Source organism: Lachnoclostridium sp. An76 (genome assembly GCF_002161355.1).
Classification (GTDB): Bacteria; Bacillota; Clostridia; order Lachnospirales; family Lachnospiraceae; genus Mediterraneibacter; species Mediterraneibacter caccavium.
Map to the genome: position 1 here is coordinate 409,692 of NZ_NFHL01000002.1, position 23,159 is coordinate 432,850.

General features: G+C 52.0%; 27 protein-coding genes and 1 pseudogene. 4 read left to right on the plus strand and 24 right to left on the minus strand.

Translation table 11 applies throughout. The features are described 5' to 3' along the window. Positions 1-61 precede the first annotated feature (61 nt). Both B5G27_RS05990 and B5G27_RS05995 read right to left on the minus strand, forming a co-directional pair. Positions 62-652 carry a helix-turn-helix domain-containing protein gene (locus B5G27_RS05990; protein WP_087178013.1) on the minus strand — a complete coding sequence of 197 codons (591 nt, stop codon included), beginning with the start codon at positions 650-652 and terminating at the stop codon, positions 62-64. A 152-nt stretch (positions 653-804) separates the two neighbouring features. Further along, on the minus strand, positions 805-1,440 hold the full coding sequence (locus B5G27_RS05995) for a GNAT family N-acetyltransferase (RefSeq protein ID WP_087178166.1): 636 nt from the start codon (positions 1,438-1,440) through the stop codon (positions 805-807). 421 nt (positions 1,441-1,861) lie between these two features. Here B5G27_RS05995 and B5G27_RS06000 point away from each other — a divergent pair, with 421 nt between their 5' ends. Continuing rightward, on the plus strand, positions 1,862-2,689 hold the full coding sequence (locus B5G27_RS06000; protein ID WP_087178014.1) for a hypothetical protein: 828 nt from the start codon (positions 1,862-1,864) through the stop codon (positions 2,687-2,689). 52 nt (positions 2,690-2,741) lie between these two features. Here the strand turns inward: B5G27_RS06000 and B5G27_RS16855 are convergent, their stop codons facing one another. From B5G27_RS16855 to B5G27_RS06050, 11 genes and pseudogenes are all read right to left on the minus strand, one after another. Continuing rightward, the gene (locus B5G27_RS16855; RefSeq protein ID WP_191375507.1) at positions 2,742-3,107 is read right to left on the minus strand and encodes an ACT domain-containing protein; all 366 of its coding nucleotides are present in this window, start codon (positions 3,105-3,107) and stop codon (positions 2,742-2,744) included. Between the two features lie 12 nt (positions 3,108-3,119). After that, positions 3,120-3,560 (minus strand): annotated as a pseudogene (locus B5G27_RS16860) (GNAT family N-acetyltransferase); the annotation flags it as partial. 17 nt (positions 3,561-3,577) lie between these two features. Beyond that, on the minus strand, positions 3,578-4,192 hold the full coding sequence (locus B5G27_RS06010; protein ID WP_087178016.1) for a Type 1 glutamine amidotransferase-like domain-containing protein: 615 nt from the start codon (positions 4,190-4,192) through the stop codon (positions 3,578-3,580). Positions 4,193-4,249: 57 nt separating this feature from the next. Next, positions 4,250-4,924, minus strand: coding sequence for an MBL fold metallo-hydrolase (locus B5G27_RS06015; RefSeq protein ID WP_242958243.1), 675 nt, complete (start codon positions 4,922-4,924; stop codon positions 4,250-4,252). 21 nt (positions 4,925-4,945) lie between these two features. Then, entirely contained in the window at positions 4,946-5,290 is a 345-nt protein-coding gene (locus B5G27_RS06020; protein ID WP_087178017.1) for an LPS biosynthesis protein, read from the minus strand. Between the two features lie 25 nt (positions 5,291-5,315). Beyond that, entirely contained in the window at positions 5,316-5,918 is a 603-nt protein-coding gene (locus B5G27_RS06025) for a YdcF family protein (RefSeq protein ID WP_206608979.1), read from the minus strand. Next, the gene (locus tag B5G27_RS06030; protein WP_330398996.1) at positions 5,915-6,526 is read right to left on the minus strand and encodes a DUF1349 domain-containing protein; all 612 of its coding nucleotides are present in this window, start codon (positions 6,524-6,526) and stop codon (positions 5,915-5,917) included. Before B5G27_RS06030 ends, B5G27_RS06025 begins: the two co-directional genes overlap by 4 nt. 58 nt (positions 6,527-6,584) lie before the next feature. Continuing rightward, complete coding sequence (locus B5G27_RS06035; protein ID WP_162611202.1) at positions 6,585-6,977, minus strand: dihydrofolate reductase family protein; 393 nt, start codon at positions 6,975-6,977, stop codon at positions 6,585-6,587. Next, positions 6,938-7,315 (minus strand): hypothetical protein, encoded by a 378-nt coding sequence (locus tag B5G27_RS06040; protein WP_242958244.1) that lies wholly within the window; start codon positions 7,313-7,315, stop codon positions 6,938-6,940. Before B5G27_RS06040 ends, B5G27_RS06035 begins: the two co-directional genes overlap by 40 nt. A gap of 26 nt (positions 7,316-7,341) precedes the next feature. Next, positions 7,342-7,560 carry a hypothetical protein gene (locus B5G27_RS06045; protein ID WP_087178019.1) on the minus strand — a complete coding sequence of 73 codons (219 nt, stop codon included), beginning with the start codon at positions 7,558-7,560 and terminating at the stop codon, positions 7,342-7,344. A gap of 75 nt (positions 7,561-7,635) precedes the next feature. Further along, a complete protein-coding gene (locus tag B5G27_RS06050; protein ID WP_087178020.1) occupies positions 7,636-8,166 on the minus strand; it encodes a flavodoxin domain-containing protein in 531 nt (176 codons plus the stop codon). A 219-nt stretch (positions 8,167-8,385) separates the two neighbouring features. Between B5G27_RS06050 and B5G27_RS06055 the strand changes: the two genes are divergently transcribed. Further along, positions 8,386-8,811, plus strand: a complete 426-nt coding sequence (locus tag B5G27_RS06055; protein WP_087178021.1) for a MarR family winged helix-turn-helix transcriptional regulator — start codon at positions 8,386-8,388, stop codon at positions 8,809-8,811. A gap of 7 nt (positions 8,812-8,818) precedes the next feature. Beyond that, the gene (locus B5G27_RS06060) at positions 8,819-10,153 is read left to right on the plus strand and encodes a cytidylate kinase family protein (protein ID WP_087178022.1); all 1,335 of its coding nucleotides are present in this window, start codon (positions 8,819-8,821) and stop codon (positions 10,151-10,153) included. Positions 10,154-10,541: 388 nt separating this feature from the next. Here B5G27_RS06060 and B5G27_RS06065 read toward each other — a convergent pair whose 3' ends face one another. The 9 genes from B5G27_RS06065 to B5G27_RS06105 all read right to left on the minus strand — a co-directional run bounded on the left by B5G27_RS06065 (position 10,542) and on the right by B5G27_RS06105 (position 18,256). After that, complete coding sequence (locus B5G27_RS06065; protein WP_087178023.1) at positions 10,542-11,240, minus strand: DUF2812 domain-containing protein; 699 nt, start codon at positions 11,238-11,240, stop codon at positions 10,542-10,544. Continuing rightward, positions 11,237-11,560 carry a PadR family transcriptional regulator gene (locus B5G27_RS06070; RefSeq protein ID WP_087178024.1) on the minus strand — a complete coding sequence of 108 codons (324 nt, stop codon included), beginning with the start codon at positions 11,558-11,560 and terminating at the stop codon, positions 11,237-11,239. Before B5G27_RS06070 ends, B5G27_RS06065 begins: the two co-directional genes overlap by 4 nt. A gap of 242 nt (positions 11,561-11,802) precedes the next feature. Continuing rightward, positions 11,803-12,573, minus strand: a complete 771-nt coding sequence (gene trpA / locus B5G27_RS06075; protein WP_087178025.1) for a tryptophan synthase subunit alpha — start codon at positions 12,571-12,573, stop codon at positions 11,803-11,805. Next, on the minus strand, positions 12,566-13,756 hold the full coding sequence (gene trpB, locus B5G27_RS06080; RefSeq protein WP_087178026.1) for a tryptophan synthase subunit beta: 1,191 nt from the start codon (positions 13,754-13,756) through the stop codon (positions 12,566-12,568). The genes trpA and trpB overlap by 8 nt, the downstream gene beginning before the upstream one ends. Positions 13,757-13,778: 22 nt before the next feature. Continuing rightward, positions 13,779-14,405: a phosphoribosylanthranilate isomerase gene (locus B5G27_RS06085; protein ID WP_087178027.1), complete on the minus strand. Its 627-nt coding sequence runs from the start codon at positions 14,403-14,405 to the stop codon at positions 13,779-13,781. A gap of 43 nt (positions 14,406-14,448) precedes the next feature. Further along, on the minus strand, positions 14,449-15,270 hold the full coding sequence (gene trpC, locus B5G27_RS06090) for an indole-3-glycerol phosphate synthase TrpC (protein WP_242958245.1): 822 nt from the start codon (positions 15,268-15,270) through the stop codon (positions 14,449-14,451). A gap of 11 nt (positions 15,271-15,281) precedes the next feature. After that, on the minus strand, positions 15,282-16,346 hold the full coding sequence (gene trpD, locus B5G27_RS06095; RefSeq protein WP_087178028.1) for an anthranilate phosphoribosyltransferase: 1,065 nt from the start codon (positions 16,344-16,346) through the stop codon (positions 15,282-15,284). A gap of 15 nt (positions 16,347-16,361) precedes the next feature. Further along, entirely contained in the window at positions 16,362-16,874 is a 513-nt protein-coding gene (locus B5G27_RS06100) for an anthranilate synthase component II (protein WP_242958259.1), read from the minus strand. 38 nt (positions 16,875-16,912) lie between these two features. Further along, entirely contained in the window at positions 16,913-18,256 is a 1,344-nt protein-coding gene (locus B5G27_RS06105) for an anthranilate synthase component I family protein (protein WP_087178030.1), read from the minus strand. A 588-nt stretch (positions 18,257-18,844) separates the two neighbouring features. Here B5G27_RS06105 and B5G27_RS06110 point away from each other — a divergent pair. After that, entirely contained in the window at positions 18,845-19,348 is a 504-nt protein-coding gene (locus B5G27_RS06110) for a QueT transporter family protein (protein ID WP_087178031.1), read from the plus strand. A gap of 162 nt (positions 19,349-19,510) precedes the next feature. Here the strand turns inward: B5G27_RS06110 and B5G27_RS06115 are convergent, their stop codons facing one another. Next, positions 19,511-21,958 (minus strand): C39 family peptidase, encoded by a 2,448-nt coding sequence (locus B5G27_RS06115; RefSeq protein WP_087178032.1) that lies wholly within the window; start codon positions 21,956-21,958, stop codon positions 19,511-19,513. A 2-nt stretch (positions 21,959-21,960) separates the two neighbouring features. Next, positions 21,961-23,133 (minus strand): class I SAM-dependent methyltransferase, encoded by a 1,173-nt coding sequence (locus B5G27_RS06120; RefSeq protein ID WP_087178171.1) that lies wholly within the window; start codon positions 23,131-23,133, stop codon positions 21,961-21,963. Positions 23,134-23,159 lie beyond the last annotated feature (26 nt).

Sequence of the window (23,159 nt, forward strand, 5' to 3'; positions counted from 1 at the left end):
ACATTTCAATTTATAAAGTTATTTTTCACTTTCAAATCGCCATATTGATAGCATTCCCATGTCATATCCATCCCAGCAGCCACATGAAAAATATTGTCACAGCCGCTCCTGCCGCGCCGGACGCGACCGCCAGAAGCACTTTCTGATACGGCCGTTTCCCCTCTTCCCTTGCTTTTTCAATCTCACTCAGGGCTTTCCCTTCTGTAAACGCGATAATTTCCTGATACGTCTGGATATCAAGCCTTTTCTTCTCCCGCTCCACGAGCATCGCCGCATAGCTTCCAGCCCCCAGTATCACGATCCAGATGGCAAGCCCTGCATAAGACAGGAAGTGCACAAGCGGGACCGGCGTGATAAGGACTGCCAGGAACAATATGGTAAAGATATTGCTCAGGCGCCCAAACCGCTTCTGATCTGTCTGATCGATCTGTTCGATCTGTTCTTTCATGATCTCCACATCTCCTTTGATTAATTGATCTAAAGAGACTTCGAAAACTTCACTGAGCAGCATAAGGCTTTTCACGTCAGGATAACTCTTGTCATTCTCCCAGTTGGAAACCGTCTGCCGCGATACAAAGACCTGCTCTGCCAGTGCCTCCTGAGATAATGTCCTTTCATTCCGATATTTTCTGATCTGTGTTCCCAGTTCCATTTTCTGTCTCCCTGTGATCTAAATTTTAATCCACTTCGAAAGATGTTGTCTATCAAATATCCTTGACATCCTGTATTCCCGCTGGTTTTCAGGCTGTCAAAGGTCTTTGACAACGGGTTTTCCGCATATTTTCTATGCCTGGTCCTGCCATCTTACTCCACAAATGACTGACTCATAATATAAAACTCTTCCTGGCCCGGCATCCATCTCTTCTCCATTTTCTCCAGGCTGTCGTCAAACTCCTGCGCTTTCCCCTCGTCAATACTCATGACAGGGCTGTCCGAATAAAACCAGATCCTCCCGTCCAGGACGCCCGGCTTAAGCTCCTTTACCAGCATTGCCGCGGGATATTTCCCCTTTTCCACGCAGACATTGTACTTTTTGCAGCATTTGAACCCGCTGCTCACATAGTTGGACGGGCTTCCGAAGATGACCACAGCTTCATACCCCAGCTCAGCCGCGCGGTTAAGAGAATGTTCGATCAACATTTTTCCGTACCCATTCCGCTGATACTCCGGGAGTACGCTGACCGGACCGAATGTGACGATTTCCTTTTTGCTCCCCTCTTCATCCGTAAGCTCTGCCTTCGTGTACATGATATTCCCGATTACCTTCCCGTCGAGCTCGAGCACAAAATCCAACTCCGGTATAAAGTCCTCATGCCCCCGCATGATATGCACAAGATAGTGTTCGACGCAGCCCGGAATATACATATTATAAAAGGCTTTTCTCGTGATATCCTCTACGAGCTTATAATCTGTCTCCTTCTCATTTCTGATATACAGCATCATAGTTCCTTCCGTTTCCTCTCTGTCTATGAAAACAAGGGACAGCCCCTTGTTATTGTTCTTTATCCTTCCCATCTTAGCATGTCCTCTGCCGTCCGTAAAGGAAATGCTTCGCTAAAACATTTTCCATTTGCCACAGTCCAAAATGCACTTGTGTTTCCTCTCCCCGTGTGATATTCTTTCTTTACACTTTCCAGACAGATACACCTTCTGGAAGTGTCCCGGACGGCAGGGCTCTCGCCCTGATCAGCCGCCCAAGATAAACTTCCTGCTCTGTAATCGAGCGATTTCAACATTTATACCCACAAAATCAACACATTTTCAAGAGTTCAGGAAAAAGGAGGGGATTCCATTGATATCTTAAAAACTTTCGGATATTGTTGCAGCCTGAAAACGAATTGGATATACTAAAAGGAGAGAAATGGAGAAAAGAAAGTTACAATGGCACCCTGCTTTTGGCGCAGCGCTCCGCATTACCCTGAAAGATGAAATGGAATTTCTGGAAATGCAGGAAGAATATCTGCTGAGCAAAAAGCCGCCTCAGATTGATATACTTATTGTCAAAAAGCTGCGGGATCGTCCCATTAAGAAAGCCATAGGCAAAATATTCCGCCAGCATAACATTATTGAATATAAAGCTCCCGGCGATTATCTCAGTATCAATGATTTCTACAAAGTGTACGGCTATACCTGCTTTTACCAATCCAACACTGACAGGATAAAGGAAATCGATCCGGAGGAGCTGACGATCACATTTGCCTGCAGCCGCTATCCGCGTGAAATGCTGAAGCATCTCGCAGAAGTCCGCGGAATACATGCAGAAAACCGGGATAAAGGAATCTATTATCTGATCGGAGATGCGATTCCCATGCAGCTTCTGATCACTCAAGAATTGACACAGGAAGAAAACTTCTGGCTGAAGAATCTCCGAATGGATCTGAAAGCCGGCAGGGAAATCCAAAATATCGTGGCAAAATATGAACAGAACAGACACTCAAAGGACTATGCCGCTGTGATGGACCTGATCACGCGGGCAAATTGGAAAGAAATGGAGGCTGATCGAAAAATGTGTGATGCTTTAAAAGAACTCTTTGCGGAAGAGCTGAAGGAAGAAAATGAGAAGGGGATGGAGCGCGGTATCCATCTCGCGAAACTTATCTTCAAGCTGTCTGCCCAGGGCAGCTCAGATGAAGAGATTGCCGAAAAATGTGATCTTCCTTTAGAACAGGTACGGGAGATCCTGGAATAAACTCCAGGGGGCTGCTGTTACACGATACAGCAGCCCCCTCTTCTCATTTTCATCAGAAAATCTCATATCCCGCAAGTCTAAGTACTTCTATCGCCTTCTCAAAATTCTCCTTCTTCGTCAAAATATAATCCGTATTGTAAGTGGATACCGCAAAAATCCCGATTCCATTCTCCGCCATCAGCGCCGAGAGCTTCGCAAGTATCCCGATCAGGGAAAAATCCAGCGTTCCCTGAATCCGAAATGCCTTCCATCCGTCATCGTGGTCGATCACATTCCCTGGTATATCGTCTGTAATACATACCAATGAACACTCTTCATCTGTTTTACCGAGGAAGCAGTATTCGCTCCCCAGATCAGTCTGAGAATAATCCTTCACTCTGCATACCGAAAATTCGTAATCTATTTTTTCTATCTTCATTTCCGCCTCCTGCAGTTTCATTTTTAAATAAACCATATCAACAAGCTGTATGCCTCCCTCATAGATAGGATGATCGTAATGATCCGTGAAAAAGTTCCGGACCACATGAGACCTGCGGAACCCGCATTTCTCATAAAACGGCACTGTGGCAGGACTGTCCCCTGTGCCCACGTACAGAACCTTAAAGAGGTCTCTGTATGAATCTGCCACAAACCGGATCATGTGCCTGCCGTATCCCTTCCCCTGAGATTCCGGGATGACCGCCAGATTTTTGATCTCCAGGGCGCCGTTTCCCTCATCCGTCACAACGCACACTGCCTTCACACCGCCATCCTCCAGGACGTACATATCCCCTCTCTCAAGATATTGGTCTATCATATCCTCCTGCTCGTCCGCCAGAAGAAGCAGGGGCAGGTATTCTTTTTTGTCTGTTTCTACTTTCCTGATCTCCATAGATCTTCCTATACACATTATTCCGGCAGTATACTCACCTTATCTCCCTCGATCAGTATCGCCTGGTGATCATCGATGGCCTTTAAGCCCAGCTCTGACGAATACCTCTCAATGATCGCATTTGCTGCGGGTCCCATCTCCGGGTGCTCCAGATGCGGGACCACATAGAAATCCACCAGCCCCATTCCCGTATAATCTGTCAGCTCCGGCGCCTTCCCGGGGACATCCATCTCTGCAGAATATCCAATATCCGGGCAGGCCGCGATCGCCCCGGCGGACTCACCGATATAGAGCTTCCCTTTTGCCGCTTCCCGGGCAATGATCCGATCCGCGCCTGAGCGCTTCAGCTCCTGGAGCAGGAAAAATGTGTTCCCGCCTCCCACAAAGATCATATCATTCTTCGTCAGCTTTTCCCTGACAGTTTCTTCGGAAGCGGCTGAAACCTCCAGCTCATCGACAGTCAGCCCCAGTTCCTCCAGCATCCTTGTCTCCGCTTCCGCCATCCCCTCGATCTCTTCCGCGATCGCCGCAGTCGGGATGTAGGTCACTGTTTTTCCATTCAGATCCGGCTCTGCCCTTTTCAGCAGATCAGTCACATTACATAACATGGATACCAGTAATATTTTTTTCATAAGCCCCAGAGCCCCCTGTTCAAAATTTCCTGTACTTATTCTTTGCCACTGTGATTGTTATTTATCATAATAGAACTCTGTCCACTTCCCCTTATAAGACCGGCACGGCAGGTACGGGTGCTTCTCTCCCCGCAGCTCCCCGCGTTTCAGCGCGGCAGCATCTTCCAGGTTCCGCCCGATATACTCCGGTCTGATAGGATACTCATGGTGACAGGGAATGATCGTCTCAACCTGACCGGCGAGAGCGCACAGCTTCCGCTGGCTCTCTATATACAGATCCAGATCCCGGTGCGCCCCGAACATGTAGATTGGTCCCGCCTTCTGTACAGAATCGCCCGGGAGCAGCAGCTTTTTCTCCCGGTCAAAAAACGCAGTGCTTCCATATGTATGCCCCGGGATCTCGATCGTTTCCAGCCGATAGCCGCCGCACTCGAAGACATCCCCCTCCCGCAGAGGCTCAAGACGCACATCTTCTTTTACCATATTCCAGTCCGCTTCATGGAGGCGGCAGCTCCCAAAATCCTTCAGTCCGCCTGCGTGATCGATATCCGCGTGTGTCATGATCACCTGGACCGGCAGGTCCGTGATACTCTGAACCGCCTCATATACATGGCTGTCCGGGAATCCTGTGTCGACCAGAAGCGCTTTCTTCTCTCCCACGATCAGGAACTGCCTCACTCGCCCGTCGTCCAGAATATAAAAGTTGTCCGTAAATAATCGCACCTGTATCATAATCTTGTCTCTCCATCCTTCTTATTGAAATTCTTTTTGAAATTCTTTCCGAAGAACCTCTTTCGGAGGCTCGATCTCATTAGCAATAGAATGCTCTGTCAGCTCGGACAGGAGCCTGATCTTTTTATTAAGAATAGGTCTCATACAGTTGGGGACATGCTCCTGATGCGCGCGGTGGATCGCCACGCACTCCTTGCAGTTGCCGTGATAACGGCAGGCTTTCTGACAGGGACAGTGATCTTTGTCCTTGTATTCCTCTCGGAACTGAGCTGCAAATTCTTCCTGAAGCCTCAGTCCCTCCTGCCGGTTTCCTTTGTGGAATTCTTTCATTGCGTCAAGCTCTTTCTGGTTACCTTCGATGATCATTTATTTATCTCCTTTGTATAATTTACTAATGGAAAAATACCCTATACCATTTATACCCGATATAATAAAAGGTCTCCCTTGCCAGAAATGGGATTTTCGTCCTCAGACTGACATACCTCGTTGTCGGAGTCGGCGAGCTGTATGCCGTGATCCCCGCATCTTCCGCCAGCATCATCGCCCGTTTCATATGCAGGGGATCGCTGACGATGATCGCGGTCTTGTATCCGTTTTCTTCCATGATAACTTTGGAATTCTCCAGATTTTCCTGGGTAATCGAAGATTGATCTTCCATCAGGACAGCTTCCTCGGGAATTCCCTGAGAAAGAAGATATTTTTTTGCTGCCGATGCATCGGATTCCTCCGCCTCATCCGCTGTCCCGCCAGTCACGATCAGCCTGTCCACATACCCTTCCTCATACAGGGTAATGCCGTGATTGATCCGTTCGCGATAAACCGGTGAGACCTCACCATTGTAAGTCTCAGCTCCCAGAATGATTGCCACATCTGCCCGGCATTTCTGATCTTCTGTGCTGAAGGAACAGATATCAAACACATTTTTCCCGATGTATATAGCAGAAAAGAGAAACAGCAGTATGAGAACTTTATATCTCGTTTTTATCTTCTTCATACTTCATCCGGCTGCTGCCCGTCATGCGCCTTCCACTGGCACTCTGTCAGTTTCATATCAGAAAACACTGCCTTAAACGAAGAATCTTCCGGCGAGCAGGCGTAGATGCCGAACCGGATCTTCCCGTCCCCCTTCTGCATGTGGCAGATCCGCATCTGCTGAAAACGGATCCCGTCCGAAGAACACTCAATACAGTAGTCATCCTCTCTGCGGCTGAAACGGTACCACATTGATTTTACCGAGGCATCTATCACCGTGGTCGCCCAGTCCGAATACCCCTGATTCGTGACAACGCTTCCCAGGTGCTGATACTCTTCATTCTCATATTCCACCGACCCTTTCAGCCAGTTCTCACTGTCCAGGTACATCACGATTCCACACTGGTCAAACCTGTGATGGCTTTCCCGGAAATCTGTCTTTACGATAAAGCTGAAATACTTTTCCTCTGTCTCCATCTGAAATACCGGAGCATTGTCATTGCGGAAGTGATAGTAAGTCCTCTGCCACAGGTCCGTGTGTGGCTTTGTTGTGATCTCTATCACTCCGTCTTGGATGACGCAGCTTTCCGGTTCCCTTGTCCATTTGAATTTGCTCAGATCTATTTCCATTCCTATCCTCCACTGTTTTTCAGCCTGCTCCCTGCAATGCCTTTATTTCATTCATATTTTAGCGCCTTTCGTATCTGAGTTCCACAATCCCATTGTAATTTCTCGTCTCCATAAGTCTTAATCCCAGTTCCTCCGGGAGCTCACCGAACAGTCTGACGCCTGCTCCCAGAAGAACGGGAATAACCGAAATATAGAACCTGTCGATCATGCCCTCCTGCATCAGCTGCTCAGCAATACTTGCGCCGCCGCAGATCCAGATATCTTTTCCCTTCGTCTCTTTCAGATTCCGAATCAAATCTGAAGGCACTTTATGAACAAATCTGATTTTCTCAGTAGACGTTTCTTCGCGGTGCGTGATCACATAAGTCATCAGATCTCCATAAACCCATTCGTCCGGAGAAAGTTCTGTCATCACCTGGTGATAGGTCTTCCGGCCCATGACATCCTGCACAGACCGCCCTCCTCTTCTTCGACTAAGCAACATTCCTCAGCATCTTTAAGGAATTCCGGTGTTTTGGACCAGTATTTCACTCCCCAGTTTTCAAAATTCCATTCCTCCATATACTCATTGCACTCATAATCCACATAATACAGCGTGCCGTCCTGCAGGATAAAATTTGTGGGGAAATAGTCGATATTTGTATTCGCGGCATAAAGCGGACCGCACATTGCTTTTACCTGCTCCAGGCAGGTTTCCGGAAGTCTGTCCTCCAGGACCATTTGGTAAACCGTATCTCCGTCTATATACTCTTTAATGATCCGTTCATTGTCTTTGTCAACGTCCAGCATCTTGGGAAGCGGAATGCCAATCCTTTTCAGGCGGTCATAGCCCTGTCATAATCCTTCCCCGCCACATAGACATGATACTCATATGCCGCTGATGCATTTATAGACGGAACGCCGTGATACCGCCCCGGATTTGTAACCGGGTTGGATCTGGTGGTATATTCGATCTGGGGATCCGACAGCAGACTCTTTGTCCGTTGATACTCATTCAGATCCCAGGTGAGCAGAACCTCTCTTTTAAAAAACATACGAATCCCCCTTCCCGCTTCTGGAAACCTCTCCCGATTCCTGAGATTATTGATCCGATCCTCATTGATCCGCTTTCATCCCAGCCGTCTTGCCAGATCATCCAGCCGTCCCATATCCATAAAATCCACTTTCTTCCCATAAGTCTCGATTATAGCTCTTGTTTCTGCGCCCTGATCTTCCAGCGGCTTCTTTTTCACCTGATCGTAGAGCAGTTTCATCAAGGTCCGGTGCATGAAATTCAGCCGCGCGTAGTCGATGCCGCCTCTCAGATGATAGAATTCCGACTTTTCCCTCAGCGTTTCCGGTATCTGCCTCCCCGCGGACGTCCTGATATTCCTCACATATTTTTCATCCTCCGGATCAGCCAGCCCCACTGTGATCACTGTAAAACGCCGGCAGGCCGTGGGATCAATCTTCCTCACTGTCTTTGCCAGCCCCTTAACGCTGCCCGCATAGAGTCCCCCCAGATAGATGATCTTCTGATATCCGCCCAGATTTCCCGCCCTGTCATAAGGCACTGCATGCAGTCCCATCCGCTCTGCCAGCGCTTCTGCGTAAATTTTCGTTGTCCCGTAACAGCTTCCGTAAATAATGATCGTATCCATACGCATTTCTCCTCCTGCTCCCATTATGCCAGACCCGGCATCCGATGTCACTGCTTTTCCTGCACTAATTTTCCCGGCACTAATTTTCATCAGGATCCTTCTTGACAACTTCCCGCACCACTTCTATAATCTTATTGTTTGAATTCAAATTATTTGTATTCAAATTATTATCAAGATTTAATCCGCAGCCATGGACGCTGCCGCAAAGGAGATGACACGATGTCCCACTCATTTCACTATCTGATCATGGCGGAACATTCTATATTTCAGAAGGAACTTCTCAACCGACTGAAAGACACCGGTCTGACGATCGGGCAGCCAAAAGTGCTTGACTACCTGAAAGATCACGACGGCGCCGGGCAGAAAGACATTGCCCGGGGATGCCATATCGAGCCGGGCACGCTCACCACGATCCTGAACCGCATGGAAGACGCCGGACTTGTGGAGCGGCGCATGCTGAACGGGAACCGCCGCAGTCTCTATGTTTTTCTGACTGGAAAAGGAAAAGAACAGCTTAAGCCGGTGACAGAAGCATTCTCCGAGATGGAAGAAGAAGCATTCCGCGGCATTTCCGAAACGGAACGGAAAACATTCATGGATCTGATGCTGCGGGTCTATGAGAATATCTCTTCAAGAAAGGATTGATCCAAATATGGAAAAACTAAAACGATATATTGTATTTCTGATCGGGCTTTTCATCAATTCACTGGGCGTCAGCCTGATCACAAAGGCGGATCTGGGCACATCCCCGATCTCATCGATCCCATATGTGCTCAGCCTGAACTTTCCGTTTACACTGGGACAGTTCACGATCGCGTTCAGCCTTCTGCTGATACTGATCCAGCTCGTCATCCTGCGCAGGAATTTTAAGGCGGAGCATCTGCTGCAGATCCCGATCTCCATCCTGTTCGGATATTTCATCGACCTGACCATGGTCATGCTCTTTTTTGTGGATCCGCAGACCTATCTTTCTTCTGTGGTCTATCTGCTGATCGGGTGCGTGATCCTGGGATTCGGCGTATACACAGAAGTCCTCGCCGATGTGGCGATGCTCCCCGGCGAATCGTTCGTCCGTGCGGTGTCTTCCACATGGAAGACGGAATTCGGATCCACAAAAGTTGCTTTTGACGTGTCGCTGGCCGTCATCGCGGCAGTCCTTTCTCTCCTCTTCGCCCATCGCCTGGACGGGGTCAGAGAAGGGACGATCATCGCCGCTCTGCTCGTCGGTTTCATCGCCCGCCTGTTCGGACGCAGACTCGCCTTTCTCGGACCGCGTCTCTTCCGCACAAATGAGAAAAGTAGTGATGAACAAACTGCCGCAGCTTCGGCTTCGGAGGGTACTTCAGTTTCAGATAACTCTTCGTTTTCGGCAGATGATAAAGCTCCAGTGCCGTACAAGGTCATCGTGATCGGGCGCCAGTACGGAAGCGGCGGGCACGACATCGGGAAAGAGCTCGCGGAAAAACTGGGATTTGCCTTCTACGACAATGAGATCATACAGATGACTGCAGGCTCCACTGGATATACACCGAAATTCGTGCAGGAGCACGAAGAAAATATAACGAACAGCTTCCTCTACGACCTTGTAAGCCAGATGTACATTTACTCCGATACCCGGGAAGCTCCCAGGGACGCCATCTTCGAATCCGAGGGAGAAGTCATCCACAGTCTCGCCGATCAGGGAAACTGTGTCATCCTCGGCAGATGCGCAGATTATTTTCTCCGTGACCGGCAAGACTGCCTGAAGATCTATCTCCACGCGCCGGAAGATTACCGTGTAAAACGGATCATGGATACGGAAGATCTGTCGGAAGAGGACGCCCGCCGGAAAGTACGCAGGATGGACCGCAGGCGTTCGGATAATTACCATTACTATACAAGACGGATCTGGGGACATTCCGGGAACTACGATCTTACAATTGACACAGGCATCGGCGCTGAGGCTGTGGAAGAGATCATCCGCCGTACTCTGGAATTAAAGCAATAATAGGAAAGTAACGTACTTTCGTGCTACGGAGATGTATGATATACTGAAGAAGTTACCGCCCCTATACTGGTATCAGGAAGGGGGTGTTTCTGTTGGAAATTCTTATATCTTTTCTTATCGCTGTCATGGCTGGTGTAGCCTGCCACTACATCATCAAATGGTTAGACAGCGATGAATAGTCGGTAACTAACCTCGGGCTTAATCCACCCGCAAAAATGGAATAGAGAACCCCCGGAGATCGCACCTCCGGGGGTTCTCGCCGTTCCTGTTAGAACTCTTATATCTTTTTGCCTGTACTGAATATAGCATATGCTCCAGGCAAAGTCAAGTTTATGCATTTCCCAAAAATTCTATACCGACCCGCCAGCTGCTGTCCACCTGTAACTGTTCATTTCCCTTCCTTTACCATGAGCACGATACCGACGGCCATCATGATAACAGCGAAAATGTGGACAGGATAACTTATCATCGGCGGCGCAAAATCCTCCGCCGCCGTCATACAGCAGTTGGTCAGAAGTCCTATGTCTATGATGATCAGCGGCAAAGTACCCCCTCCCTTCTTCTCCGGCTCGATCCCGCTTTTTTGTTCCTCCAGTCTCGCGATGACCTTATTGGTCCGGAGCGCTGCATCCGCACAGGTGAAAACAAACAGGCTGATCAGGAGCGCAAACACCCAGCCAACACCATTCCCTGTCATTCCCGCATAGATCTCCGAAAAAAGCGCGAGCAGCTCTATGACCGTTACGACCTTGAACATCCGCCGTATCTTCCGGTAATGTTCGATCTTCGAATCTACATCCGTATACAGCTCAAACGGACCGTCTTCCGCCCGCTTGCGCAGTATGATCCAAAAGCCCCACAGCACTACGATCTCCACACCGAGCTCTCCCATCAGCTCCCGGTATTCGTCGCTGACTGAATACAGCTCATCCCCAAGATCGATCTGATAGATATATTCCCCTTTCTCACATGGCTCAAATTTATAAAATCCTGCGAAAAAACTTTTCAGCGCCCAGCCGTCAGCCGCCATCTCATTGAGCCACTCTGTCTCCTTGTCCTTATCATAATACAGTCTGAATCGGATCATACTTCTCCCTCCTCCATGAGCTTTGCATTGTCCAGCAGTTCTTTCAGGCGGCTCCTCTCCGCTTCGAACGCTTCTTTCCCCAGCTCTGTGATCATATACTCCTTTTTCTTCCGCGACTCTGTATCCTGACTGTAGATCCTGATCCAGTCCCGCTTCTGCATGGTCTGCAGTGCTCCGTAAAGGGTACCCGGGCCAAGGACTACGCGCCCATTCGTCAGATGCTCCACCTCCTGGATGATGCCGTATCCGTGATTCGGCTTCCGCAGGGACAGCAGGATATAAAAAAACGCTTCAGTCAGCGGTGTTTCCTTCTCTGACATCCTATCACTCCTCTCTGTGTTTTCATAGAAAGTATTTTCGGATTCCGATATATCGTCAAGTGATATATTTTGATTATAATATATCGTCTTGTGATATATTTGTCAAGTATGAAAATGCAAACCGTGCCCCAAAACTTAAACCTCCAACTCAAAGGGCAGAAATACCGCCAGCACGCAGATCACCGGCGGCATTTCTGCCCTTTCGCTCTTTTATTCCTTCCAATCCTCTATAAATCTTTCGCTTACCCCAGCGCCTCTTTCATCCTCTTCACATACTCTCCCACATACTCCGGCGCGTCTTTCCCATGCTCTCCGATCAGCCTGACGATGGCAGACCCGACGATTGCCCCGTCCGAGATCCCTGCCATTTTCGCCGCCTGCTCCGGTGTGGAGATGCCGAACCCGATAGCGCACGGGATGTCCGTATTCTGCCGCACGGTCTCCACGATCGCTCCCAGGTCGGTCTTGATCTCGCTCCGCACCCCGGTAACCCCCAGGCTGGAGACGATATACAGGAACCCTTCCGCTTCCCGGGCGATCATAGCGATCCGGTCCTCCGACGTCGGCGCGATCAGCGAGATCAGATCCACGCCGTACCTGCGGCAGATGGGGAGAAACTCCTCTTTCTCTTCATACGGGACGTCCGGCAGGATCAGCCCGTCGATCCCAATCTCCCGGCAGGTAGAGATAAACCGCTCAGAACCGTAGGAGAACACCACATTCGCATAGGTCATAAATACCATCGGCACTTCCACATCCCTGCGCAGGTCTCTTACAAGGTCAAAGATTTTATCCGTGGTGACTCCGCCGTTCAGCGCCCGCAGGTTCGCCCCCTGGATCACCGGCCCCTCTGCGGTGGGGTCTGAGAAGGGGATTCCAAGCTCGATCAGGTCAGCACCGTTTGCCGCAGCCGCGCGGACGACTGCTGCCGTTGTCTCCAGATCCGGATCCCCGCAGGTAATGAACGGGATGAATGCTTTTCCGTTTTCAAATGCTTTTCCTATATTACTCATAGATATCCTCCCCTCTGTAACGGGCAATGGCTGCGCAGTCTTTGTCGCCCCTGCCCGAGACCGTGATGACGATGATCTGATCCCTGCCCATCTCCGGCGCGATCTTCATGGCATGCGCCACGGCGTGTGCGGATTCGATCGCCGGAATGATCCCTTCTGTCCTCGCCAGGTATTCAAACGCATTCACTGCCTCCTCGTCCGTGACCGGGACGTACTCCGCTCTGCCGATGTCATGGAGATAAGCGTGCTCCGGCCCCACGCCCGGATAATCCAGCCCCGCGGAAATAGAGTAGACCGGGGCGATCTGTCCGTATTCATCCTGGCAGAAATAGGACTTCATTCCGTGGAAGATGCCGACTCTTCCCGTGTTGACCGTTGCCGCCGTCTCAAAGGAGTCGATGCCCTTTCCTGCCGCCTCGCATCCGATCAGCCGCACACCCTCATCCTCTATAAAGTGGTAAAAGCTCCCGATGGCATTGGAGCCGCCTCCCACACAGGCGACCACCGCGTCCGGCAGACGCCCTTCCTTTTGCATGATCTGTTCTTTGATCTCTTTGGAGATGACCGCCTGGAAATCCCTTACGATCGTGGGGAACGGATGAGGGCCCATGACAGAACCAAGGCAGTAATGGGTATCGCTGATCCTGGATGTCCACTCTCTCATCGCCTCTGAGACCGCATCTTTTAATGTTGCTGTTCCTGTCTTCACCGGGATGACCTCAGCCCCGAGCAGACGCATGCGGTATACATTCAGCGCCTGACGGTTCGTGTCTTCCTCTCCCATGAAGACCACGCATTCCATTCCCATGAGAGCCGCCGCGGTGGCGGTGGCGACTCCGTGCTGCCCGGCGCCTGTCTCCGCGATCAGCCTTGTCTTGCCCATCTTCTTCGCAAGGAGCGCCTGGCCCAACACATTGTTGATCTTATGTGCCCCTGTATGGTTCAGGTCTTCTCTTTTCAGGTAGATCTTCGCCCCGCCCAGGTCCTCTGTCATCTTCTCCGCATAGTACAGCCGGGAAGGCCTCCCCGCGTATTCATTGAAAAGCTCCTCCAGCTCCCGGTTAAACTCCGGGGCGTTTTTATAATGGTTATACGCTTCTTCCAGCTCGATCACAGCGTTCATCAGTGTCTCCGGTATATACTGACCGCCGTGGATGCCGAAGCGTCCGTTCGGGTTTGTCATTGTATCTCATCCTTTCTTTTTCCTATTCTTCTGTCCGCCGCGCATCCGCCCTTCTGACCGCCAGGACAAATTTCTCCATTTTCTCCCGGTCTTTGTATCCGTCCGTCTCTATTCCGGAGCTGACGTCCACTCCGTATGGAGACAGCGCATTTACCGCGTCCCCGGCATTATCCGGGGTCAGCCCACCCGCCAGGAAATACGGACGGCGGATCTTCCTGAGCAGCGTCCAGTCAAACACCTCTCCCGTCCCGCCGCCGGGGGAATCCGCCAGGATCAGGTCCGCGCTGCTCTCCTCAGCTCTTTTGGCATCCCGCTCCGAGCAGATAGAAAATGCCTGGATGATCAAGGTGTTTCCCAGCCGTTTCCTGAGGTCTTGGATATAATCCTCATTCTCCCTGCCGTGAAGCTGAACTGCATCGATCACGCCCCGGCTGACAAGCAATTCTATGACCTGAGGTTTTTCATCCACAAACACCCCTGCCGCCCGGATCCCCGGATCCAGCATCCGCTTCAGCTCCGCCGCCTTCTCCGGGGACACATATCTCCGGCTCTTCGGGGCAAAGACAAATCCGATGTAATCCGGCAGAAGCTCATTCGCCGCCCGGATGTCGCAGGGGCGGGACAGCCCGCACAGTTTGATCTTCGTCATTTACGCCTCTCCTTTCAGCTCCCGGGAGCCTGATCTTCATCATCTATCCTTCACCTTTCAGCTCCCGGAGCTTTGCTTTTTTATCCGCCGCGCGCATCAGCGTCTCTCCGATCAGCACCGCGTCAGCACCAATCCCGCGCAGCCTGCTTACATCCTCCGCGCTGCCCACGCCGCTCTCAGAGACGAACAGGACTTCCGGCGGGATCATCTGCCGCAGTCTCCGGCTGTTCTCTGTATCTACGGAGAAGTCTTTCAAATTCCGGTTGTTCACTCCGATCATCCGGGCACCTGCGCGCAGCGCTATTTCCACTTCTTCTCCGTCATGGGCTTCCACCAGGGCGGACAGCCCCAGCCCGTCACAGATCCCGATGTACTCTTTTATCTGCTCCTCAGACAGGATCGAGCAGATGAGGAGCACAGCAGACGCTCCAAGCAGCTTTGCCTCATAGATCATGTATTCGTCCACTGTGAAATCTTTTCTCAGGCAGGGGATGGACACTGCCTCTGCAATATCTTTCAAGTATTTATCGCTTCCCAGGAACCATTTGGGCTCTGTCAGCACGGAGACGGCATCCGCTCCCGCCGCCTCATATTCCCGGGCGATCGAAAGATAGGGGAACTCCGGCGCGATCAGCCCTTTGGACGGGGACGCCTTTTTGCACTCGCAGATAAAGGCGATGTCTGGTTTTTTTAACGCATTTTCAAAGGCGAAATTTCCTTTCGGCATATCCGATGCCCTCTGCCGGATCTCTGTCAGGGACTGTCTGCGCTTCGCCTCTTCCACCCGTTCCCTGGCGTGGTCCGCCAATCGGTCCAGGATCATCCCGCCGCCGGGTCTCTTTCCTTTTTCTGCCTGTGCTCCCATGCCGGCCGCCGTCATCCCTGCACCTCCGCTTCTGCCGCCCCGGGCTCATCCTCCAGCTCCGGTCGGTTGCTGATCTTGATCAGCTTTTCCAGTGTCTCCAGCGCTTTCCCGGAATCGATCAGCTCCGCCGCCAGCTTCACGCCGTCAGCCATAGACTCCGCCTTCCCGCCGATATAGAGCGACGCCCCGGCATTCATGAGCACTGCATTCCTCCGGTGCCCCTTCTCCCCTTTCAGGATGGACACTGTGATCGCCGCATTCTCTTCCGGCGTCCCGCCCAGAAGGTCTGCCTTTGTACAGCGGTCAAATCCAAAGTCCTCCGGGGTGATCACATAATTCCGGATCCATCCGTCCCGGATCTCGCACACAGTCGTCGGCGCGCTCAGTGAGATCTCGTCTAATTTATCCTGTCCGTAGACCACCATTCCCCGTTTCACGCCCAGGTCTGCCAGTACCTGCGCCAGAGGGCCCACCAGATAGTCGTCATACACGCCCAAAAGCTGCATCGTCGGTTTCCCGGGATTCGTGAGAGGCCCCAGGATATTGAATACGGTCCGGAATCCCAGTTCCTTCCGGATCGCCCCTACATATTTCATCGAGGTGTGGTACTCCTGCGCGAAGAAAAAGCACATCCCCGCTTCATTTAACAGCTCCACGCAGCGCTCCGGGCTCTGCCGGATATTCACCCCCAGCGCTTCCAGACAGTCCGCTGTCCCGCACTGGGAAGACGCCGCCCGGTTGCCGTGCTTTGCCACCTTCATGCCGCCTGCCGCCGCGACCAATGCGGAAGTGGTCGAGATATTGAAGCTGTGGGCATTGTCCCCTCCGGTCCCTACGATCTCGAACACATCCATCCCGGTCTCCACTTTTACCGCATGGTCGCGCATCGCAGCCGCGCAGCCGGAGATCTCATCTTTGGTCTCCGCCCTGGCGCTCTTTGTGGAAAGGGCGGAAAGGAATGCCGCATTCTGTGTGGGCGTTGTTTCCCCGCTCATGATCTCATTCATCACAGTATACGCTTCATGATAGGTCAGGTCTTCTTTGTTTACGATTTTTACGATTGCTTCTTTGATCATGGCTTCTGTCTCCTTTTACTCGATAAAATTTTTCAGCATCTGTCTGCCGTCCGGCGTCATGATGGACTCCGGGTGGAACTGTACCCCGTAGATCGGGTAATCTCTGTGCTGCACTGCCATCACCTCGCCGTCGTCTGCGACGGCTGTGACCAGCAGTTCCTCCGGGAGCGTGGATGCGTCCGCCGCAAGGGAATGATACCTCGCCGCCGGGGCAGCCGGCGGGATATCCCGGAACAGCGGGCATTCCCTGTCGAACCGTACCTCGGACTGTCTCCCGTGCATCAGCTCTTTCGCATATGTGATCTTTGCCCCAAACGCCGCGCACACCGCCTGATGCCCCAGGCAGACACCCAGAACGGGGATCTCCCGCCCCAGCTCTTTTGCCGCCTCAATGATGATCCCCGCATCCTCCGGCCTCCCCGGCCCCGGCGAAAGGATGATCCGGTCAGGCCCCAACTCCCTGATCTCATCCACTGTCATCTCATCGTTCCGAATGACTCTGATCTCAGGATCGATCTCCCCGACCATCTGATACAGGTTATAGGAAAAGCTGTCATAATTGTCGATCAACAGTATCTTTTCTTATACGCGATGCGGATGGCGATACAGGTATCCATATTTCCTGTAAAGTCAATATATCCGATGGCGCCGCCGTAGATGCCTCTCTTATTATTTTCCAGTTCGCCGATGAGCTGGCACGCCCGGATCTTCGGCGCTCCAGAGAGCGTCCCCGCCGGGAGGACCGCCTCGACAGCATCCAGCGCGTCGCAGCCGTCCCGGATCTCGCCGCGCACGGTAGAACCGATGTGCATCACATGGGAAAACCGCTCGATGGAATGGAATTTCTCCACCTGCACAGTGCCGAACCGGCTGATCTTGCCCAAGTCATTCCGCCCCAGGTCCACCAGCATGTTGTGCTCAGCGAGCTCTTTTTCGTCCTTCAGGAGCTCCCTCTCCAGCTCCATGTCTTCCTCATCCGTCTTTCCTCTCGGCCTTGTCCCCGCCAGCGGGAATGTATGGAGCACGCTGTCCTCCAGCCTGACCAGTGTCTCCGGGGAAGCGCCTGCCACCTCCACATCCGTCCCTGAGAAATAGAACATGTACGGCGACGGATTGATCGTGCGCAGCACCCGGTAAGTGTTCAGAAGACTTCCCTCAAACGGGGCGGCGAGACGGTTGGAAAGCACGATCTGGAAGATGTCTCCCTCCCGGATGTGGTGCTTCGCCTTTTCCACCATGGAGCAGAACGCTTCTCTGTCAAACAGCGGCGTGATCTCTCCTGTGAGATGCCCGCCCGGTTCTTCCTTTTTCTCTCCGGTACGCAGGAGATCGCGCATCTGTTTTAACTCCATGACCGCCCTGTTGTACTCAGTCTCCAGTGCCCCTTCCGTTTCTTCCCCGAGACGCATATTTGCGATCAGGATGATCTTCTGCCGGAAATGGTCAAAAGCGATCACCTTATCAAAGAGCATCAGATCCACGTCTTTGAACGCCTCTGTATCCTCCGCCTCTGTCCGCACCGCAGGCTCGCTGTATCCGAGATAATCATAGGAGAAATATCCTACCAGCCCTCCGGTAAAGGAGGGAAGATACTCAAATCGCGGGCTCTTATGATCCGCGAGGATCTGGCGGAGATACCCGGACGGGTCGTCTGTCCTGAACCGGACGCCGCCTGCATTCATCTCCCCGTCCATGCAGGTGATCTCCATCTTCGGGTCATATCCAAGAAAGGTATATCTGCCCCATTTTTCATCCGCCTGCGCTGACTCCAGCATATAGCAGTGGGTGGATACATTCTTTAAGATCTTCATCGCTTCTGCCTCCTTTTCTTCGCCTGCCAGAGGATATTGGTGTTTCCAGCCATGCCATCCATAATCCGGCTGATCTTTCTTTATCAGATGATGTTCCATCTCATCTCGTCACAAATCTCAATTTTGTGCCTTACTTATGCAATAAAAAAGTCCCTGACAGATTTTTATTTCTGTCAAGGACGAATCATACAAAATAATTATAATCCGCGGTGCCACCTCGAATTCACGGGAAATCCCCCGTGCGCTTAGCAGGATACCATCATATCCCCGGCAACTAACGTATGCCTCCACGTCGCAGAATACTCTGCGGGATACCATATCCCCCGCATTTGACTGCGCCCTCAGCGGTCCATTTGACGACTTGTTTCTCACCCGGTTCTCAGCATCCCGGGCTCTCTGTAAAGGCATGATCGCCGTTATCTCCACTTCATCGGTTTAGTGTATTAACTTGTGGTTTACGATACCATGGCAAATCGGAATTGTCAATATTTTTTCAGGTTATTTTTCTACCCTTCAATAAAACTACCGATTTTCTTGCTTTTCCTGTACTGCCGTGTTATACTATCCCACGTTGCAGACCCGTCTAAAAACAAGGTCTTTCAAGGTCTGCCGGCGGTCACCGCCGTTAAATGTGCCGAGTGTTCGAGACCTTCCACTCGTAAAACAAAACTAAAGGAGAATTGAAAAATGAAAGTATTCAAACACCTCAATGTGCTTTTCATGGCACAGGCGGCGATGATCGCCGCGATCTACGTAGTCGTGACACTGCTTGTCGCACCTTTTGCTTACGGAGAGGTCCAGGTCCGTTTATCCGAGGCTCTGACCATCCTTCCTGTATTTACCCCGGCCGCGATCCCAGGACTATTTATCGGATGTCTCATCAGCAATATCCTCGGCGGATGCATTCTCCCGGATATTATTTTCGGAAGCCTTGCGACCCTGATCGGCGCGGTATTTACATGGATGCTGAGGAACCACAGCAAATATCTGGCCCCTCTTCCGCCCATCATCGCGAATGTGCTCATCGTGCCTTTTGTGCTGAAGTACGGATACATGGTGCCGCTTCCGATCCCATTCATGATGCTGACCGTCGGTATCGGGGAAGTAATCTCCTGTGCGGTGCTCGGACTGATCCTGCACACTGCGCTCAGCAGGTATAAGGGACTGATCTTCCGCAGGGCAGCGCAGTAAGGAGCGCAGTGAAAAGCTCATAAATAAAAACTGAATCATAAAAAACTCAATCACAAAAACAGCAGCCGGAAAAGGAGCTATCCCCTCTCCGGCTGCTGTTTTTTACAGTGCTCTCTGCGCCCCGCTTTTTACCGTCTCTGCGTCCCGCTTTTTATCAGATTTTTATCGAATATACCCGATAAACACGTTTCCGCCGCTCTGCGCCATTGTTTCCATCTCATTGATCCCCACGGTATGCGCCGCGCCGCTGTCCGGGTCAATGTAAGTGACATCTGTCGTGCTGTATCCGGTGATCAGCACTGCGTGGTCCGCTGAGGTAAGCGCGATCAGCGGGCATCCCCTGTTGACGACATACAGCACCTGGTCCAGGGTGCATCCGGTCAGATCCACACGCTGCGCGTCATAGGGCTCCATATACCTCTCGCACGCTTCCAGGGACGTCTCATCCCCTTCTTTTGCAAATGCGGCCGCCTCTGTCGAGTATACCAGATCCCGGTTGCCCTTTTCCCAGACATATGCCTGCTCCGAGGATACGACGACACCTGACACCTGTTCCGCCTTCTGCACGGCGTCTCCTGCGCTTTCGCACACAGCGGCAAGATGCCCCATGCCATATACATAGAACTTCTCCGTATCCCCATCGCTTCCGATGCTAAGCTCCAGAGGCTCTCTCTCCGAGACCAGATCCGCCCCTGTCACCTCAGGTTCACGCTCTTCTATCCCGTCCGCAAACGTCAGACGGAGTTCTGTCCCTGCAATGTCTGTGGTATATGTTTCCAGTGTCAGCTTTGTGTCCTGACGTTCTTCATTATTCGTCACATACTCCGGCTGCGCCGTGACATACCGTTCTCCGTCCTTCTGCACCCGGTTCAGGGTAAGCAGGTTTCCTTCAATCGTAATATCTGTGATATACAGACCCTGATCTGCAAAGGCATATTTCGCCTGTTCCTTATTGCCCGAGCTGCGGATCTCCACCTCGTACATCGGAGTGATCTCTCCACCGGCAGGAGATGCCCCGGTATCTTCGGCACGGGATTTCCCATACACAAAGTCGCTGTTTACAAATCCGAGAGGACGTACAGTTTCGCCGTCCGCGGCTTCCACCGTATATCCCTCGCCGCTCTGCAGATCCAGGACCTGTATCCCGGCATTTCCGCCCTCCTCAGCAGCCGGAGTCTGGTATGCGATCCTGCTGCCGTCCTCTGACAGGGCATACTGATCTTCCGTAAGCCCTTCCGCAAGCACGGTCTGCTCTTCTTCCCCGAGCTCTGTCTGGTACAGTTTCCCATCCGCCAGCATATAAAGCACATCCTGCTCCTGAGAATAATATACCATCTTCCCCAGCTCTTCCTCTGCCACTGCGGGCGATTTCACGCTGGAGATAAAGGCTTTTTCTTCCACAATGGACTGCTCTCTGTCAAAATAATAGATCGCGGTGCCCACCTGTCCCTCATGGATCCCACGGTTCATATATCCGCAGACCGCAAAAGCGATATTCCCTTTGTCATCCATGCTGAGCATGCGCACAGTATGGTTCCGGTTCCTGCTCCTCGCGTCTGCTCCTTCCCTGCTGTCAAAGCTGAACACTTCCGTAAGCTCGGCTCTCTCCGGATCGAACAGCCAGAGATTGTCAGCCTGTACGAAGGCCGCGGCCGTCCCATCTTTATTTTCTTCATACTGGATATCCTCCGGCGCGATCCCGAACAGGATGCCTGCGCTGTCAAAGGACTCCGCGTCTCCGTCAAAAACCTTTTCCAGTTCTCTGTTATAATCCAGCAGGTATACTGTTCCCTCCACATACCGGATGCGGAAAAATTCCGTCACATTGTACAGTTTATTCTCCCCGCTGTCATCCGTGCACGCCGCCTGGTATTCGGCGAGCAGGGAAGTGTACACGGAATTGCACTCCTTAATATCCCATTCCACATCGCCCAGCACCTGGGGCTTTAAGTCTCCCCAGAGGATGTGCGTGATATCTGAATGGATATTTACCACCTGGTAAGTCGTGTTATCGCTCTCTTCGCCGGGTTCGAGGTAAAGCCCCAGCTCCGCCGACTCATCTCCGGCGATGGCCTTTGCATGGAAATCCTGGGCAAAAGCAAGGCACTCTGCCGCCGCCAGGTCATCGGGCAGGATGATCCTCGTATAATAGCTGACCGTCTGGTCCGCATTCGTATCGAGGATTACTTTCAGCACCGCCTCTTCCAGCGGTTCTGTCAGCACATCGCCGAGCCTGAGGGATACTGTCTCGCCCTCAGCCGGGAGCTCTGCTTTCCCTTCTGTATATTTCTCACTGCCGTCCATGGAGTACACTTCATATCGGATGCCGCTGACAGATCCGCTCCCCTCTTCCAGCCCCATCGTCAGGGTCCCGTCCTCCCCGAGAGGGATGATCGTATCACGCATGGACGGGATCTCCATCTCCTCCGTATACCCGGAAAGTGTATTCACTGTTTTTCCATCCAGGAGAAACGAGATCCTCGGAAGCGACGGCGCCCCCATATCCACGATCTCATCCCCGGTCCCCCTGTTTATCACCAGACTGCTGACCACAAGCGCCGCGGCAAATATGACCAGCAGCACACCTGCTTTGATAAGCTTTCTTTTCATCCTTATTCATTCTCCCCTTTATGATCCAGAAGTCTCCCCAGCGTGGGTGCGGCTCCCAGGAACTCGATACATTTTCTGATCTCTTCTGCTGCTCTTCCGTCTTTTCTCCCCGTCTTTACTGCCCTCAGCAGGATATTTTTCGGCGTGTGCTCCATGTCGATAAACTCCAGCACCTGGGTCTCATACCCTTCTCTCTCCAGATATTTCGCGCGGAGCCCGTCTGTGGCCAGCGCGGCAAACCGCTCCCGCAAAAGCCCGTAATCCATGACCGGCGCCATGACCTCGGCGCATCCGCCACTGGCCGCAAACTGCGCGTTCAACTCATGCTGGCAGCACGGCACAGAGAGGATCACTTCCGCGCCCCAGCCCACCGCCTTTGCCAGCGCGTAGTCCGTGGCTGTGTCGCAGGCGTGGAGTGTGACCACCATATCTACCCGGTCCACGCCGTCATAGTCTGCGATATCCCCCACGAGGAAGGTCAGCTTGTCATACCCGTACTTTTCCGCCAGCTTCCCGCAGTGATCGATCACATCTTTTTTCAGGTCCAGCCCGATGATACGGATGTCATATCCTCTCAGCTCGTGGAGATAGTGGTACATGGCGAATGTGAGATAGGATTTCCCGCATCCGAAATCCAGGATCGTAAGCTCCCGCCCCTTCTCCAGCCTGGGGAGGATATCCTCGATAAATTCCAGAAAGCGGTTGATCTGGCGGAATTTGTCCGTCTTCGTCCGCACGATCTTCCCGTCCTCTGTCATCACTCCCAGGTCTCTGAGGAACGGGACCGGCACGCCTTCCTCCAGGATGTAATGTTTCTTCCGGTTATGGGAGCGGTCCGCAGGCCGGGCTTCCGTCTTTCTCTTCTTCCGGCGTACCGTGACCTTCCCTTTTTTGCTCACAAGCACCGTGCACTCTTCCCTCACAGTCTCGATCTGCATCTGCCCGAACCGCTCCATATACCCCGCGATCTTCCGGCACGCATCTTTGGCTGTCAGATTTTCATGAAACGCCTGTGTCTTTGTGAAGGATTCGAGCTGAAAGTACAGCTCCCCCTTTTTTTCAAGAGGGCGAACCCTGATCTTTATTATGCCCTCCTTGTCCCGCGGATTACTTATAGTCCCGCGGATAAGATCTATATTCAGGATTTCCGGCAGAAGCCGTAATATTTCATCCATACAGATAAACTCCATTCCGCAGCCGG

Bases quoted from the DNA above. Each gene is read 5' to 3' on its own strand.
- B5G27_RS06070 (WP_087178024.1), bottom strand. From the start codon at position 11,560: ATGTCAGAGAAGGAAACACCGCTGACTGAAGCGTTTTTTTATATCCTG.
- B5G27_RS06050 (WP_087178020.1), bottom strand. From the start codon at position 8,166: ATGGATACGATCATTATTTACGGAAGCTGTTACGGGACAACGAAAATT.
- B5G27_RS06120 (WP_087178171.1), bottom strand. From the start codon at position 23,133: ATGGATGAAATATTACGGCTTCTGCCGGAAATCCTGAATATAGATCTT.
- B5G27_RS06030 (WP_330398996.1), bottom strand. From the start codon at position 6,526: ATGGAAATAGATCTGAGCAAATTCAAATGGACAAGGGAACCGGAAAGC.
- B5G27_RS06025 (WP_206608979.1), bottom strand. From the start codon at position 5,918: ATGAAGAAGATAAAAACGAGATATAAAGTTCTCATACTGCTGTTTCTC.
- B5G27_RS06055 (WP_087178021.1), top strand. From the start codon at position 8,386: ATGTCCCACTCATTTCACTATCTGATCATGGCGGAACATTCTATATTT.
- B5G27_RS06110 (WP_087178031.1), top strand. From the start codon at position 18,845: ATGAAAGTATTCAAACACCTCAATGTGCTTTTCATGGCACAGGCGGCG.
- B5G27_RS05990 (WP_087178013.1), bottom strand. From the start codon at position 652: ATGGAACTGGGAACACAGATCAGAAAATATCGGAATGAAAGGACATTA.
- B5G27_RS06060 (WP_087178022.1), top strand. From the start codon at position 8,819: ATGGAAAAACTAAAACGATATATTGTATTTCTGATCGGGCTTTTCATC.
- trpD (WP_087178028.1), bottom strand. From the start codon at position 16,346: ATGATCAAAGAAGCAATCGTAAAAATCGTAAACAAAGAAGACCTGACC.
- B5G27_RS06040 (WP_242958244.1), bottom strand. From the start codon at position 7,315: ATGCTGGACGTTGACAAAGACAATGAACGGATCATTAAAGAGTATATA.
- B5G27_RS06015 (WP_242958243.1), bottom strand. From the start codon at position 4,924: ATGATACAGGTGCGATTATTTACGGACAACTTTTATATTCTGGACGAC.
- B5G27_RS06020 (WP_087178017.1), bottom strand. From the start codon at position 5,290: ATGATCATCGAAGGTAACCAGAAAGAGCTTGACGCAATGAAAGAATTC.
- B5G27_RS06000 (WP_087178014.1), top strand. From the start codon at position 1,862: ATGGAGAAAAGAAAGTTACAATGGCACCCTGCTTTTGGCGCAGCGCTC.
- B5G27_RS06045 (WP_087178019.1), bottom strand. From the start codon at position 7,560: ATGTTTTTTAAAAGAGAGGTTCTGCTCACCTGGGATCTGAATGAGTAT.
- trpC (WP_242958245.1), bottom strand. From the start codon at position 15,270: ATGGGAGCACAGGCAGAAAAAGGAAAGAGACCCGGCGGCGGGATGATC.
- B5G27_RS06010 (WP_087178016.1), bottom strand. From the start codon at position 4,192: ATGAAAAAAATATTACTGGTATCCATGTTATGTAATGTGACTGATCTG.
- B5G27_RS16855 (WP_191375507.1), bottom strand. From the start codon at position 3,107: ATGAAGATAGAAAAAATAGATTACGAATTTTCGGTATGCAGAGTGAAG.
- B5G27_RS06085 (WP_087178027.1), bottom strand. From the start codon at position 14,405: ATGACGAAGATCAAACTGTGCGGGCTGTCCCGCCCCTGCGACATCCGG.
- B5G27_RS05995 (WP_087178166.1), bottom strand. From the start codon at position 1,440: ATGCTGTATATCAGAAATGAGAAGGAGACAGATTATAAGCTCGTAGAG.
- trpB (WP_087178026.1), bottom strand. From the start codon at position 13,756: ATGACAAACCCGAACGGACGCTTCGGCATCCACGGCGGTCAGTATATA.
- trpA (WP_087178025.1), bottom strand. From the start codon at position 12,573: ATGAGTAATATAGGAAAAGCATTTGAAAACGGAAAAGCATTCATCCCG.
- B5G27_RS06100 (WP_242958259.1), bottom strand. From the start codon at position 16,874: ATGGTCGGGGAGATCGATCCTGAGATCAGAGTCATTCGGAACGATGAG.
- B5G27_RS06065 (WP_087178023.1), bottom strand. From the start codon at position 11,240: ATGATCCGATTCAGACTGTATTATGATAAGGACAAGGAGACAGAGTGG.
- B5G27_RS06105 (WP_087178030.1), bottom strand. From the start codon at position 18,256: ATGGAACATCATCTGATAAAGAAAGATCAGCCGGATTATGGATGGCAT.
- B5G27_RS06115 (WP_087178032.1), bottom strand. From the start codon at position 21,958: ATGAAAAGAAAGCTTATCAAAGCAGGTGTGCTGCTGGTCATATTTGCC.